Here is a 15,137-nt window from a genome sequence, read left to right on the forward strand (position 1 = left end):
CCCTAATTTAATTAGGGCTTACTCTTCATTTACAAAACCAGTTTGAATGGCTTCTGTCACTTCTTTTGTGATGTCCAGTTTTGTTGCATCGGTGCTAATTTTCTTATGCCAAATATGCACGGAAGGCTTTTCGTTACAAAAATGTTTTATTAATACTAGTTGATTATATGCTAGCTTATTTTCTCTATGGGTAGCAATATAGACTGTGAAATTTTTTGCTTCAAAGATCTTTTCCTGCAAAGTATATTGGTTGTCCCATTCCTTTGCGACTATATCGTTCAAATTTTTTATAAGCATATAAGTCGTTCCCACCTTCCCTTATATCATCAATCAAATCTTCGAATACTCGGCACACATAATGCTACTCCAATTGTTACAAGTACTAAAATAGCTAATGTTATAATCGTTATCTCGCCACCTATGACAGTAGCTAACCATCCTACAACTACATAACCTAGTGGCAATAAAGCAAATGAACCTAACATATCAAGGCTTGCCACTCTTCCAAATGCTTCTTCTGGCACGAGCTCTTGTAAACTCGTTTCCCAAATGAGTCCAAATATCATCATACCGAACCCTTCAATTGCCATTAATACAATTAAAACAGGTGCCCAAGTAATGAACGGCATTATTAAAAGCGCACAACCACTTATTAAAACACCACCATAGGCAAGTATCCCCCGCTTATACCACCGTTCTCTCCCGCCGAATATTAGCGCAGCAACTACAGCTCCAACACCAGAGGATGCCATTCCTAATCCATACACATATGCTTCAAAATGATGATGAACATTAAATAACCATGGAATTAATACGACGATAATTCCTGCATAACAAATATTGATGAAAGAAAAGACTAAAATTGTAATCCATAGCCACGGATGACTTTTTAAAACAAAAACACCTTCCATAAACTCTTGTTTATAATCGACTTTTTTCTTTTCAATAGGTTTTACTTTTTTAAACTTTATTTCTCTTAAAAATAATAAACAAAAAAATGATAACAAATATGTTACTGCATCTAGTCCAAACCCTATTCCGGCAGATGCAACTGAAACGATCAATCCTCCAAGAGCCGGTCCAATTAGTCGTATACCTTGATTGCTCATTTGCGTTAATGAATTAGCTGCATTTCGAATTTCTGGTACAAATACTTTCGCTCTTACAGCCGCATATGCTGGCTGAAATATCCCTTCCATAAGTCCATATAATGCTACAAGTACATATAGAAGTGGAATTGTTAAAACATCCATAAATATAAGTATTGCAAGTAATAGCATTAATATGCAGCGAACTATATCTGTAAATAACATTACTTTCACTCGATCCATTCGATCTACGATTAATCCCGCAAACGGTAACGCAAGAATATTAGGAAGCATGTACATTGCCATAGTCATTCCCATTACAACTGTTGATCCAGTTAATGAATATACAACGACTGGCAAAATAACCATCGTTATCGAACTACCTAAAGTCGAAAGCAATTGCCCGATCCATAAAAATTTAAAATGTGGTGACGCTTTAACTGGCAATAATAATTTGCCAACATACCCTAAACCCTTTTCTCTTTGTATTCCCCCTTGCATTTCCCTCTCCTCTTTTCAAATAACTATAGAATTTATACCAATAAACTAAAAATTCCTAATCTTCTATTTTTAATTATATAAGAAATCATTATATCATGGTAAAATTATCAAAAAATATAAAGGAGAATACATCATTATGCCAAATTCATATAACATCGAACACCGCATCTATACAATGTGTATGATGCAGCGCAATAATGAAGTTTTACTTATAAAACGCCCCGATCATCGAGGTTTTCCTGGTTACATCGCTCCCGGCGGAAAAGTAGATTTTCCAGAAAGTATCGTTCAAGCTGCTAAACGAGAAGTAAAAGAAGAAACTGGATTACTTGTTTCAACTTTAACCTTTAAGGGATTAGATGAATATGTAAATCCGAAAGAAAATGTTCGATATATGGTATTTAACTATTGGACAGATTCATTTGAAGGTGAGCTTCTTGTGGACCCTCCTGAAGGTAAATTATTATGGGTACCAATCGCTACAGCACTAAATCTTCCTATGCAAGATTGGTTTAAAGAAAGATTTCCATTATTTTTTGAAAAAGGTACGTTTGAAATTCAACGTGTTTGGGACAAAGACTTAGATAAACAAGTCGCTATGACAATTACCCATACGTAAAAAAAGCTTGGAATCTCTCCAAGCTTTTCTTACTTCTCCTCTATTTTCTTAATCTCATAATCAATTTCTAAAAACTTAACTCCAAATATCCACATTTTATGGTTAGCTTCTAACATTTGATTGGTGCCCTCTTTAATAATAAACGTCTCAGCTAACGGTAACCGTACTGTAAAGAAACGAGTATGTAAATAAATCCCCTCATCTCCCTTACCATTTCTTCTCAGCTTACTAGTAATAATTAAATTATTATTATCATTACGTAATTTTAAAATCCCCGTCATATTCGAATATGGTAGAGGTAATGCAATATTCATATATGTCTCATTCTTATACGTATGTTTTGAGTAAAGAGCTACAAAAATAGATGCTCCTGCTTCATTTTTTCTTAACCAAGCTCTTACATTCTCCCTTCCATCCTTCTCATCCATTACCCCTATGATAGAGCCGTGCATTGTTTCCCACTTGCCGCCCATTCCTAAATGTATTTGTCCTACACGCTTACTCATTTTCTCATAACAAAATGCTAACAGGCGGAACGAACGAGTCCATTTAATATACGATTGTAACTCATACTCTTTTGTATTTTCATAAAACCGAATAATGCTTAAAGGTATCTTTGTCACGTCAAATGCCTCACTATGAAAATCATCCATTTTATCAACTAAACCGTTGTATTCCTTACTATCTATTACATTTCTGTTATGTAAAAACGCTTCACCAACTGTCGCCTTTCCTCTTAATCTGCTCATTGGTTTCCCGTAATATTTATAGTTCGGAACACTCTTTTCAATCATCCAGCCGACAAATGCCGGTAACGCTACTCCAATTCCATTCACAACACCGTGAATCCAAACCATTTGAGCAATTGTAATCGTCATTACATGTTTCAAATTCCCATACGAGTATATAAGTGAAAACATAATTGTTACCATAAGTGTACTAGACGATATGATCAGCAGAATCTTTGCGTTGATAGCATTAAATTTCGTACGCCAAACATAAATTCCATAACCATAAATAACGCATAAATATAGGAACACTGCAAAAAATTCAAATACCCTTGAATACGTAATTCCTACTGCGACTGTCAGAGGTGAAATAACGATGACAAACATAATAACATCATATACTTTACTTCTCTTTTCTCTTTTTCTCCCAATTAAACCAGCCGATAACGGCAATAGAAACGCCGAATAATGAAAGTGTGCAGCTGTGAGTAAAACAATGTCAGAACTAAAGTGCATAATGGAAAGCTTTGCTACAGAAGCAAAAAACCAAAAACCACCTAAAAACAAATAAATAAACGCACTATCGATAGCTGTCTCTTCTAACGGTGTCCATCCTCTTTCTAGTAATCTATTTATACCAAATAACGCAACGATCCCCGTATATACAAACCAAATTATCGCAAAGATATATTGATTTGTTACGAAAGCTAACATTGCACAAATCGCTGCTATCGGATATAAAAACGATACGGATTTATAAAATAATAAATACGATCCATTTCGTGCTCTTTTATCAATAATACAAAAAGACATCGGTATACATAACAAAATAGATAATAAAATAATTGCTTCAACTGGGTTTACATTTGACCACTCACATATTAGAAAAATAATATAACAAACAAGTCCAACTATTATATTTTTCATATTATTTATTTCCTCTCCACAAACGTTCCCTTATATGAAAATAATGAACCAATTAACGGATTGCGTACTTGAACATGAATTCGAAAGCATTGTTGTGTTTCATCATAATTTTCTACAATGTTGGCCTCCCCGTATAAAAATCTAGGTAACGGGACTTTCCTTCCAAACATGTAAAACCATTGTTTCTTTGAAGAAATATGCATTGCCCCTAACTCATCAATATGAAAATTCAATGTAGAGACGAGTAAATGTGGTTCACCAAAATAATCTACAATTTCATTTTCATCAAGTTTCATTACCGCATTAAAATACCTTTTCTTATTATGAAAATAAAAAGTACGATTCCACCGCACAAGTTCATGTCCATGTTCATCACGCTCAGCGGTATTATGTATTGTAAATGGCACTCCCTTACCTCTCTCAGAGAAAAACATTCGAAACTTCGATGCAATTTTTAATATGAATTTTACGAAAAAAGAACCACCGTAAATTTCATCCATCTTCCCTTCTCCAATAAAGCTATTTTCTTCTGTAATCTCATAACGTTTCTGTAATTTCGGATGAAGTTTTTTATAAGAATCCCCTAATAATCTTTCATACATATTAGCCATACATTACCCCTTTCTCTTCCTCTTGCAATTTTTTGCACTTGGCAAATTCGTACTATTTATATAACCGACAATCGATAATCCAATTAGAAGTAGATTTAACGTAATTGGATTAAACGGCTCTGTAAAGCTTGCGATATTCGTAAATCCTGCTGCTATCGTTAAGGCTATTAACATAAAAATATGTACGACAAATACTTTTCGTTTTGGAAATGGTAACAGCCATAGGACACCAAAAATAATTTCTAGTAATCCAATTATTTTAAGTATAAAAACACTATGTTCAGTTGAACCAACCATCACCGATAGCATTTTTACTTCTTCTGAATGAGTAAACACTAGTTTCGGTACTATTCCTTGATACATCCATACGAAAGCAAATAAAAAACATACGAGCCAATACGTCACTGTTCTTCTAATGAGCAATCTAGGATAAAGTCCCTTTTCTAACCATAATTTTAAAGCATCAAAACTCCAAGCAGTCGCCCAGCCTAATAACGGCCGAAACATATAGAAATCTATTACATTCCCTATACGACCAAACCTCGTATCATAATCATATTGTGTCTCAAAATGAATGTGTTCTTTACACGGTGTATACTTCCAATAACCACGCCCTATTTGAATAAGTGATAATTGATTTTCTGTCCAAAATTTTAAAGAAGAAATACGTTCTCCCGTTTCTTTTCTTATCTCACCTATCGATTCCCCTTCCCCAGCTATTTCAAGTCCAAATCCGATTTTTGTTTTATATGAAAACTTCTGTGGTTCTCCTTCTTTTTTCTCTACATACGAAATTTCAGTAAAGCGAGCATCCCATTCTGTATGTATATGTGGTTCTTGCGTGTATTTCCATAATTTCTCCATTGTTGTGTTCATTTCTGCCGAAACATAAATAGGCTTTTTCCCCTTCATTCCTCCACCTCCAATGCACTATAATTTTAATGTACATGTAATATATTTATTTTGCTACATTTTTCACAAACTTTCTAACAAAAAGAAAGAATTTTTAAAATATATACAAAACACTTGATTCCTCGAAAAATATAAATTATTATAAAACAAATGTTACCAACAACTTCATAAATCAAACACTCTCGCCTAAAACGTGAGATAGAGGTTGCGATACTTATGAGTATTCTAATGGAGACACAGAGATGTCTATGAAATTAGATGAAAGGAAGTATTGCCGAAATCGATATATTTCTCTGTATGTATCGATTGGGGCTGTTTTCGAATAGAAACAGAACTGTCATATGTACAGACGTGTATGTATGAAGAGCTATCTACAAAAAAGAGATATCATTTTCATGGTATTCCTTTTTTGGCGGTTTTTTTATTAGCTCCGTTTTCTGTTTCCCTTTTCCTGTAACAGCACCATCCTCACTTATTTGAGATGGTGTTTTTTGTTTTTCTCTGGTAACTACAGGAATATTGGGATTTGTATATATCCTAATCTATTCTTAAAAATGGATGAAAGAAGGAATTCGTAATGGAAACGATTGTACAAAAATTTGGTGGCACTTCTGTCGGAAGTGTTGAGCGTATTCAACATGTAGCAAATTTAATTATTGAAGAATATGAACGAGGACATAGTATCGTCTCTGTCGTTTCAGCAATGGGAAAAAGTACAGATGAACTTGTAGCACTTGCTAACGCAATTACAGAAAATCCAAGTAAACGCGAAATGGATATGCTTCTATCGACAGGAGAGCAAGTAACTATTTCATTATTAACGATGGCACTGCAAGCAAAAGGCTATAACGCGATTTCATTAACAGGATGGCAAGCTGGTATTACGACAGAATCTGTACATAGTAGTGCACGGATTACTGACATTCATACAGATCGAATTCAGTCTTATCTTACTAAAGGCACGATTGTTATTGTAGCTGGTTTCCAAGGAGTCAGTGAAGATTTTGAAATTACAACGCTTGGACGAGGTGGTTCTGATACAACTGCTGTCGCATTAGCTGCTGCACTAAACGCAAAAAAATGTGATATTTACACAGATGTGACTGGCGTATATACGACGGATCCACGAGTTGTAAAAGATGCTTATAAATTAGATGAAATTTCTTATGACGAAATGTTAGAACTTGCAAACCTCGGTGCTGGTGTATTACACCCGCGTGCTGTTGAGTTTGCTAAAAATCATAATGTCATTTTAGAAGTTCGCTCAAGTATGGAACAAGAAAACGGAACAATTGTAAAAGGAGAATGTAACATGGAACAACAATCAATCGTTAAAGGTATTGCATTTGAAGATAATATTACACGCATCACAGTGAAAGGATTAGAACAAGGTTCACTTTCAACTGTTTTCTCTACATTAGCAGCGGCACATATTAATGTAGATATCATCATTCAAAGTATTACTAATGAAGGAACTGTTCATCTCTCCTTCTCCATCCATTCTAATGATTTAAGAGAAACATTAGAAGTATTGGAACAAAATCAAGAGGCACTTCACTATGAAGCAGTAGAATATGAAAATCATTTAGCAAAAGTATCAATTGTAGGATCTGGTATGGTCTCTAATCCAGGTGTTGCTGCGAATATGTTCACTACTTTAAAAGAAGAAAATATTCATATTAAAATGGTAAGTACATCAGAAATTAAAGTGTCTGTCGTTATTGACCGCCTTCATTTAGTGACAGGTGTTGAGGCACTGCATCAATCATTTATAGCGAAAATTGTGCCTTTAGTACAAATGAGTTAATTTCCAGCGGTACTACTTAAAACAAATTATATGAATCTATTTCCTTCCTATTAAAAATAGAAAGCTGTTTGCATTATATAGAGTGACAAGAAATTTATGTGTCATTAAAAAAATACAATTAATTCTATACAACAATCGGATCATTTAATGCCGTACAGGATAGAAATATTTTTGCAAGGAAGTCTCGGTATTGTTTGTTAACAAGATACTATATGACATACTTAAAAACACCTTGTCACATTTTCCTAAACTGTGACAAGGTGTTTTTGTTTGAAAGGAATTTGTAACTTTTTAATAGTATAATGAAGATGATGATTAGATAATACACTTTTACATATAAGGAGATAAAGACAATGTCAAAAAATAAATTACTCAGAATGGACAATGTTAGCATCGTTGTAGAATCCCTTGATCATGCAATCTCTTTCTTCGAGGAGATTGGGTTAAAACTCGAAGGGCGCGCCACTGTAGAGGGGGAATGGGCTGGTCGCGTAACCGGACTCGGTTCGCAGTGCGTAGAGATTGCTATGATGGTGACTCCAGATGGCCATAGCCGAATTGAACTTTCGCGATTTCTTACCCCGCCCGCTATAGGAGATCACCGGACAGCTCCTGTCAATGCCCTCGGTTATTTGCGCGTCATGTTCACCGTTGAAGACATTGATGAAATGGTATCTAGGCTTACTACTAAGCATGGTGCTCAACTCGTTGGTGAAGTAGTTCAATACGAGAACTCTTACCGTCTCTGCTACATTCGTGGAACCGAAGGGGTTTTAATCGGTTTAGCGGAAGAACTCGGTAACAAGTAAGTGATGTATTATAAATGAAACTACTATATTTTTAACCACGTCCTCACTCCAGAACGTGGTTATGCTTGTTTGAGTTTTTAAAAATATATTTTCATTTTACACATAGATTTCAAGACTCTATCCAAACAGTTCTTTAACATATCACTAATATCCAAAAATCATTATGAAATAATTTAATTATTCGCTTTACCTTTTCCTAGGAAATATAACTGACTCTTCTCATTTTATATCTTATCGCTCTTTTCTATGAAAAAACGATCTATATTCATTCAAAATAACTTTCTTCACATCCGAGTAAAATACCATCATGAATAATGCAACGCCTAATACAACCACCTGTATTTTTTCATAATCAATGAACGCACTCATAATTAGTAAACCAAATCCAATATAAAAACCAAACTCGTTCTCTTTCTCAAAATCCTCATCTTCTTCATCAATATGTATTTTTTCTTTCATGTTTTGATTCCCTTTTATTAACGCATCGAGCGTAACATTATACATTTCGCTAAGCAAAATTAAATTATCAATATCCGGACAGCTTTTATCATTTTCCCATTTACCCCGCTTTAACAGGCAGTAAATCTCATCAAAGCTTTTAAGCATAATCAAGGCAGTCAGATGCGATTAACTGCCTATAAAAGCCCGATTGGTTCAACTAATAATCAGTAGGATAAATCGCCCACTGATTAAAGTTTCACTTTATATACCGCTTGCCTCGTCACACCAATCTTTTTAGCAACATCCTCTTGTGAAAATCCCTTTGACTCTCGTAATTTTTTTAACTGCTCTCCTAAGCTCATAACATCCCCCTCCTTTAACAAATTATTACATAAAAAGAGATATAAAAGAAAGAAACCATTAGTAAAACTCACTGTAAACCATTCGTTTACAAAGTAAAAAAAGAGAGAATAGCCCTATATTTAAGCTATTCTCTCTCTTCTATTAAAATAGATGAATGTTTTCTTTCTTGCAAGCTTCACGTAAATCGTCAGGCCATACAGAAGATTGAACTTCACCAATATGTGCTTTACGTAAGAAGTACATGCACATTCTCGATTGTCCGATACCACCGCCAATTGTTAATGGTAGTATGTCTTCTAAAATACCTTTATGGAAATCATACTCACGTTTATAGTCTTCACCTGTTTTCGTTAACTGCTCATCAAGTGATTTACTATCAACACGAATTCCCATTGATGATAATTCAAATGAAGATTGTAGTACTGGGTGCCAGAATAAAATATCACCGTTTAATTTCCAATCATCATAATCAGCTGCGCGTCCATCATGCTTTTCACCTGAACGAAGTGCATCACCAATTCCGATAATGAAGACTGCACCGTGTTCTTTTGCAATTGCATGTTCACGATCTTTCGGTGTTAATTCTGGATATTTATCTTCTAGTTCTTGAGAAGTAACGAATACAATTTCTTCTGGTAAATACTTCCCAAGGAACGGATACTTTTCAAATAAGTGGTCTTCTAAATCTTTGAATATTCCATAAATTGTTAGTACTGTTTTTTGTAAATAATCTACAGTACGCCATTCTTTTTGAACGATTTTTTCCCAATCCCATTGGTCAACGTAAATAGAATGTGTTGCATCAAGTTCTTCATCACGACGGATCGCGTTCATGTTTGTATATAAACCTTCACCAGCTTCATATCCATATTCATGGAGTGCAAATCGTTTCCACTTCGCTAGTGAGTGCACAATTTCTAATTCTTCTCCTGAGTGTAACATATCAAATTCAATTGGACGTTCTACACCGTTTAGGTGATCGTTTAATCCTGATTTTTTCGTTACGAATAATGGTGCAGATACACGGAATAATTCAAGTCGTTTTGCTAATTGATCCTCGAAAAATGTTTTAACTTCCTTAATTGCGATTTGAGTCTCTCTTACTGTCATTAATGATTGATACATGGTGGTTTCCTCCTAAAATGTTTGGATGTTGTGAAAAGAAGCCAACAAAAAAAGCCCTTCTTTCCCAAAAAACTGGGACGAAAGGCTTTGGTTCCGCGGTACCACCCAAATTAGCAACAGAGGTTGCTCACTTATACAATACGGAGATGAAATATCTCGATACTGTTCTTCTTGTAACGGCGAAGTTCCCGGCTAAGTCTACTTTCCTATCAAGGATTTCGGTTAGCAACTCCAGGAGGTTCTTCATAATAGGCTTCGTATCAGGCTCACACCACCCCTGACTCGCTTAGACTACGTCCTACTACTACTCGTCCTTTCATAGTCGTTTTGTTGTCACATCTCTGAAACATTTTATTAATGATTATTCTATACAAAAAATAAAGAAAGTCAACAAAAAGTTTTAAAATATTTTTCAATTCTTTATTTTACGGCTTTATTGATTGTTTCTAATATACCTTCTTTACTTCTTTTGCCTAGATATTCTAAAAAACGTCTCACTAACTGAAACTAACGTATATACGACGATTAATGTAATCGTTCGAAATATAGAATCCGCAGTATTTCGTATTATTTTCATTTTCTTTGTAATTCCTTTCAGTTTACTTGCAAATTCATGATATACTATAGCATTCAAGCAGTTTGTTTTCCTTAAAGCAAACATAGTCATTTATAAAGAGTATTTTCTAAATCATTGACTATTATCAAATTAGATTTTTATATAACGGAGTGATTATATGAGTAAAACGAAAGCAAAACCGAAAAAAGGTGTAGGACAAGGTACAGGAAGTAAAGGGTGGAACCGTTGGCAATCAAGTGCAAAAAAGAAGAAAGCTGCAAAGCCATACAAAAGTAAAGGTACAAAGAAATAACATTTAGTTTCTTTACTTTGTACAAAACAAAATATAATTATTACAACGAAAAAGCTATGCCCTCATATATTTGAAGGCATAGCTTTCTTTATTAGATCATTAAAATATCTCGAATTTCTTCTTCCGTGATGGATGATAATTTCTCTTCTCCCGGCTCAATCACTTCAGCAATTAAATTTTTCTTACTCTCTTGCAGTTCGTGCATTTTTTCCTCAATGGTTCCGTGTGCTACTAATTTAATAACTTGTACTGTATTTTTTTGCCCCATTCGATATGCCCGATCTGCTGCTTGTTGTTCAACAGCTGGATTCCACCATAAATCGTATAATATAACCGTATCGGCACCCGTTAAGTTAAGCCCCGTACCACCAGCTTTTAAAGAAATGAGAAATAGGTCCCCTTCCCCTTCGTTAAATCGATTACATAGCCCTACACGTTCTTGCGAAGGTGTATTTCCGTCTAAATAAAAGTATGGAATCGCTTGACGATTTAATTCACGACCAATAATGGACAGCATCTTTGTAAATTGAGAAAAGATTAAAATTCTCTTACCAGTACTTCTACATTCCTCTAGTATGTCTAACAGTTGCTCAAATTTAGCTGAACTCCCTTTATAATCATCAACGAATAAAGCGGGATGACAGCAAATTTGTCTTAATCTCGTTAAGCCAGCTAAAATTCTAATTTTATTTTTACGTAACGTGTCTTTGTCTAAATGTTTTAACGTTTCTTCTCTTAATTTCGCTAAATAAGCAGCATATAGTCTCTTTTGGTCTGGTAATAACTCCGATGACTGTAAGTGCTCTATTTTATCTGGCAGCTCCTGTAATACATCTTCTTTTAATCGTCTTAATACGAAAGGTTTTACGCGCTTCGCTATATCTTCACGCCTTAAATCACCGAACTCTTTTCTTCCTGGTAATAATTCTGGAAATACAACGTGGAAAATAGACCATAGCTCTTCTAATGAATTTTCTACAGGCGTTCCTGTTAGTCCGAAACGATATTCAGCTTGAATTGTTTTCACTGCTCTTGCAGTTTGCGTTGTCGGATTTTTAAACGCCTGTGCTTCATCAAGAAATAGCGTATGAAACGGCCTCGCATACGACCTTATATCTCTTCTTAGTAATGGATATGACGTAATTACGACATCAAATTCTGCTACATCTTTTAAAATTTTTCGCCGTTCTGTCTGATTTCCATCTGCAATAACTGCTCTAATATGTGGAGCGAATTTTTTCAATTCACTAAACCAATTATAAATAAGCGAGGACGGTGAAACGACTAATATAGGCAGCTTCTTCTCTCGAATTTCAGGCAAAACAGAATCTATATAAGCAATACTTTGCAGCGTTTTTCCAAGTCCCATATCGTCTGCTAAAATACCGCCAAAACGGTAATAGGCAAGTGTTTTCATCCATTCGAACCCGTATACTTGATACTCTCTCATTACAGCATGTAAAGTTTGTGGCACTGTAAATTTTAATTTTTTCGGGTTTTGAATGCTTTCAACTAAATCTTGAACAGACTCATCTAAACTTAAAACATTACCTTCATGAAGTCCGTTCATCCATTTTACACTCCGAATAAGCGGAACATTCACTTCTTCCCCATGTAAAAATTCTTTTCGAATACCTGATTCTTTTACAAACTGATTAATTTCATTAAACTCTTTGCTCTCTAGTGATAATAGAGAACCATTCGCTAATCGGTAATATTTACGTTTCTCCTCAAGAGCCGCTAATACACTTTTAATTTCAGCTTCTGGTATTCCTTTTATATCAAAACGAAATGACAACCAATCAATTCTTTCTTTCCTTCTCACTCTAATAAGTGGCGCTGTATCCCCTTTATGAATTCGTAATTTGATTGCTGTTGTCGCGTAAATATCAACTAAACCTTTTAACGTTGGAACGATGTGATATAAAAAGTTATACTCAGCTTCTTCATTATGCATAAAGTAACCGCCTTCTGTTTTCGCAAAGGCACTTTCACTCATAATGTCTAAAATTTCTTTTTCCTTTTTCTCATCACGATTAAAAACAGAAGGTTGCCCGTCTTCTTCTAGCGGATTAATCACGACGTTTCCATAATGAAATTCAAGACCTGCTAGCAAACGATTTTTCACACGATCTAAATATAGCTTTGCTTTTAACGATGGCGTTTCAACACGATCGGATATGACTTCATCAATGCGCACTGTTCCAAGTTTCATTAATCCAGGCACAACTTTCGCTACGAAATGTTCCATCTTATTTTCAGGAATATAAAACTGATTGCTATTTGAGTGACTCATCATCTTTTGCAATTCAATAAGTCGCATACAATCTTCCATGGGTAAATGATATAATTTCCCATCGTAAAGAGCGTTGTTATACATCTCCATAACTCGAACACGATTTAGACCGTCTATATGAAGGGTAAACCCGCCATTATTCCCTTTCGTAAACTCAAAATGTAATGGCAATAACCCTTTTGAAATGTGTAATCCCTGAAACAGTTGCTCATTTTGTTTCAGCTGTACATACTCGGCTCTAGAAAGTGCAGAGAGCATATCATTCCACGAAGCTGGCGGTATAAATATCATGCTTTCATCTTGTTTCGCATGTACTTCTAGTGCATCTTCATACATTTTTTCGTTATGATATATTTTAATAAGTTGTTGTATAATCGCGTCTGTTTCTTGTTTAAAACTGTGTACATCTGGCGTATATGTAAATTCATTGGAACAATGAAAAGTCTCTCTCTTCTCCACTTTAGAAAGAAATTCTCTAATATGATTTATAAAATATGTTTTGGCAAGTTTTAACTGAATTCCAAGAAGAGCCCCACCGCTTTTCGTCGCTACCGGTGAACATATAAACGCAACATCTAATATTTCACGTGTATCAAACCGATGTTGTTTACTTTTTGGCCTCAGTGGTTTATCTGCAAACAACTGAAACATCCCGTTTGTTAATTGATCATTTCTGCTACTAATAGAGCCCATTCCACCCGTTTGCTGGTTATAATTTATTTGTATCAATACAGCTGCTACATGTTGACAGTACGTTTGGAAAGACGCTAACGAAGGACAACTACATCTCGCAACAACATCACCTTTCTTAGCTTTTTCTACCGTAACATGAAAATCCTCGTTCCCTTTTACCGTCGCCTCACAAATTTCTTTCGTTTCATCATAGTAATTCACGATTACTTTATTTGATTTATAATAAGCTTCGCCTCTTTTATATGAGGTTTCTCCACATACTTCTTTAATAATCGATTTATTTAATGTAAAACTCATTGTTTTGACACTTCCTTAATGTAAAACCATTTTCTCTTACTTAACATTTTACATGCTTCACGAGAAAATATAAAATGTTGATTTAACAAAAAAAGATGCTTATTTATAAGCACCTTTTCACTCTATCTCCATCAGTCGTTTCGCCTCAAAATACAACACTTGAATAAATTTTTTCGTATTAATTCGTATATGGCCAGAAGTCGCTACCCCATCCTTTGTCATTTCTGTCATCCGTTTTCTAACCACAGTGAAATCAAAAAACTTCGGAGCATAACTTTCAAATTTCGGATTTGAAAAGTCTGTTAGTCCAAGAGAAGCTAAATGGTTTAATGATTGATAAATTGCTCTTCTCACACGTTGTTCAGATGCTTTTTTCTCCTTCTCTATATCTGCTTCTGAAGCTAGTTCCCCTAATTTTTTTACTGTTATTTGGTGAAAGATATCTTTTAAAGCAGGAAATCCAAACTCAAATGTTTGCGCCTTTTCTTGTCCATATAAATATTCCAGCATACTAAGCAAATCTTTACTTCCATTCTCTCCCGCAATACCGAGTTCTGATAGTAAGAAGCGTCCTGAATCTGATATCTTTTTCCCTTCTTGCACTGTTTCACTACGCATTTGCGGCTTTTCCCACTGAAACACATTATTCAATGATTTTTGAATGTCATATATAGAACGTTCCAAACGAATACGTTCTATCACTTTTCGTACAACAGATACTACTTCTATTTTGTTTAGTGGTTTTGTAATATAATATTCCACACCAAGTGTATATGCCTCACCAATGAGCTGTTTCGATTCAACTTGGGAAATCATAATAATTTTCCCAGTAAATGAAGATGCTATATGGCGAACTGTTTCAATGCCGTCTCTCATCGGCATTAGTAAATCAATAAATAAAATGTCCACTTTTTTATAATTTAACTGTTCTGCTTCAATAAACGCTCCATCTTCCGATTCTCCAATTACTTCCCCAAGATCGCCATCCTCAATAATTTGCGAAAGCATCGAACGGAAAACTTCATCATCATCTACAATATAATAAAACAAA

General features: G+C 34.8%; 14 protein-coding genes, 1 pseudogene, 1 riboswitch and 1 other annotated feature. Of the genes and pseudogenes, 4 read left to right on the top strand and 11 right to left on the bottom strand.

What is annotated here, in order from left to right:
- Nucleotides 1-18 precede the first annotated feature (18 nt).
- Both QCI47_RS19030 and QCI47_RS19035 read right to left on the bottom strand, forming a co-directional pair.
- Nucleotides 19-297, bottom strand: a complete 279-nt coding sequence (locus QCI47_RS19030) for a hypothetical protein (protein ID WP_000905834.1) — start codon at nt 295-297, stop codon at nt 19-21.
- A gap of 29 nt (nt 298-326) precedes the next feature.
- Nucleotides 327-1,589: an MFS transporter gene (locus QCI47_RS19035; protein ID WP_098671764.1), complete on the bottom strand. Its 1,263-nt coding sequence runs from the start codon at nt 1,587-1,589 to the stop codon at nt 327-329.
- Between the two features lie 136 nt (nt 1,590-1,725).
- Here QCI47_RS19035 and QCI47_RS19040 point away from each other — a divergent pair, with 136 nt between their 5' ends.
- Complete coding sequence (locus QCI47_RS19040; RefSeq protein WP_098671765.1) at nt 1,726-2,208, top strand: 8-oxo-dGTP diphosphatase; 483 nt, start codon at nt 1,726-1,728, stop codon at nt 2,206-2,208.
- A gap of 29 nt (nt 2,209-2,237) precedes the next feature.
- On the opposite strand, the gene QCI47_RS19045 is transcribed toward QCI47_RS19040, so the two are convergent.
- The 3 genes from QCI47_RS19045 to QCI47_RS19055 are packed head-to-tail and all read right to left on the bottom strand — an operon-like array spanning nt 2,238 to nt 5,386.
- Entirely contained in the window at nt 2,238-3,863 is a 1,626-nt protein-coding gene (locus tag QCI47_RS19045; RefSeq protein WP_098671766.1) for a YndJ family protein, read from the bottom strand.
- A 5-nt stretch (nt 3,864-3,868) separates the two neighbouring features.
- Complete coding sequence (locus QCI47_RS19050; RefSeq protein WP_000002626.1) at nt 3,869-4,474, bottom strand: DUF4166 domain-containing protein; 606 nt, start codon at nt 4,472-4,474, stop codon at nt 3,869-3,871.
- Between the two features lie 3 nt (nt 4,475-4,477).
- Complete coding sequence (locus QCI47_RS19055) at nt 4,478-5,386, bottom strand: DoxX-like family protein (protein WP_098671767.1); 909 nt, start codon at nt 5,384-5,386, stop codon at nt 4,478-4,480.
- Between the two features lie 191 nt (nt 5,387-5,577).
- Nucleotides 5,578-5,764: riboswitch (Lysine riboswitch) on the top strand.
- A 199-nt stretch (nt 5,765-5,963) separates the two neighbouring features.
- On the opposite strand from QCI47_RS19055, the gene QCI47_RS19060 reads away from it, so the two are divergent.
- Both QCI47_RS19060 and QCI47_RS19065 read left to right on the top strand, forming a co-directional pair.
- The gene (locus QCI47_RS19060; RefSeq protein WP_098671769.1) at nt 5,964-7,193 is read left to right on the top strand and encodes an aspartate kinase; all 1,230 of its coding nucleotides are present in this window, start codon (nt 5,964-5,966) and stop codon (nt 7,191-7,193) included.
- A 353-nt stretch (nt 7,194-7,546) separates the two neighbouring features.
- A complete protein-coding gene (locus QCI47_RS19065) occupies nt 7,547-8,002 on the top strand; it encodes a VOC family protein (protein WP_061130797.1) in 456 nt (151 codons plus the stop codon).
- Between the two features lie 231 nt (nt 8,003-8,233).
- On the opposite strand, the pseudogene QCI47_RS19070 reads toward QCI47_RS19065, so the two are convergent.
- From QCI47_RS19070 to QCI47_RS19085, 4 genes and pseudogenes are all read right to left on the bottom strand, one after another.
- Nucleotides 8,234-8,563: pseudogene (locus QCI47_RS19070) on the bottom strand (helix-turn-helix domain-containing protein); the annotation flags it as partial.
- Nucleotides 8,564-8,691: 128 nt separating this feature from the next.
- On the bottom strand, nt 8,692-8,805 hold the full coding sequence (locus QCI47_RS19075) for a helix-turn-helix transcriptional regulator (protein ID WP_000051967.1): 114 nt from the start codon (nt 8,803-8,805) through the stop codon (nt 8,692-8,694).
- Between the two features lie 142 nt (nt 8,806-8,947).
- A complete protein-coding gene (gene asnA / locus QCI47_RS19080) occupies nt 8,948-9,931 on the bottom strand; it encodes an aspartate--ammonia ligase (RefSeq protein WP_000284909.1) in 984 nt (327 codons plus the stop codon).
- Nucleotides 9,932-10,001: 70 nt separating this feature from the next.
- Nucleotides 10,002-10,260, bottom strand: a binding site (T-box leader).
- Nucleotides 10,261-10,391: 131 nt separating this feature from the next.
- Complete coding sequence (locus QCI47_RS19085; protein ID WP_033670848.1) at nt 10,392-10,565, bottom strand: hypothetical protein; 174 nt, start codon at nt 10,563-10,565, stop codon at nt 10,392-10,394.
- A 100-nt stretch (nt 10,566-10,665) separates the two neighbouring features.
- On the opposite strand from QCI47_RS19085, the gene QCI47_RS19090 reads away from it, so the two are divergent.
- On the top strand, nt 10,666-10,800 hold the full coding sequence (locus tag QCI47_RS19090) for a DUF3934 domain-containing protein (protein ID WP_000047591.1): 135 nt from the start codon (nt 10,666-10,668) through the stop codon (nt 10,798-10,800).
- 91 nt (nt 10,801-10,891) lie between these two features.
- On the opposite strand, the gene QCI47_RS19095 is transcribed toward QCI47_RS19090, so the two are convergent.
- A complete protein-coding gene (locus QCI47_RS19095) occupies nt 10,892-14,086 on the bottom strand; it encodes an SNF2 helicase associated domain-containing protein (protein WP_353811922.1) in 3,195 nt (1,064 codons plus the stop codon).
- 117 nt (nt 14,087-14,203) lie between these two features.
- Complete coding sequence (locus tag QCI47_RS19100; protein ID WP_000500322.1) at nt 14,204-15,136, bottom strand: response regulator; 933 nt, start codon at nt 15,134-15,136, stop codon at nt 14,204-14,206.
- Between the last annotated feature and the right edge of the window lies 1 nt (nt 15,137).

Origin of the sequence: Bacillus cereus group sp. RP29 (assembly GCF_040459765.1) — a bacterium.
In the GTDB taxonomy this organism is placed as follows: Bacteria; Bacillota; Bacilli; order Bacillales; family Bacillaceae_G; genus Bacillus_A; species Bacillus_A paranthracis.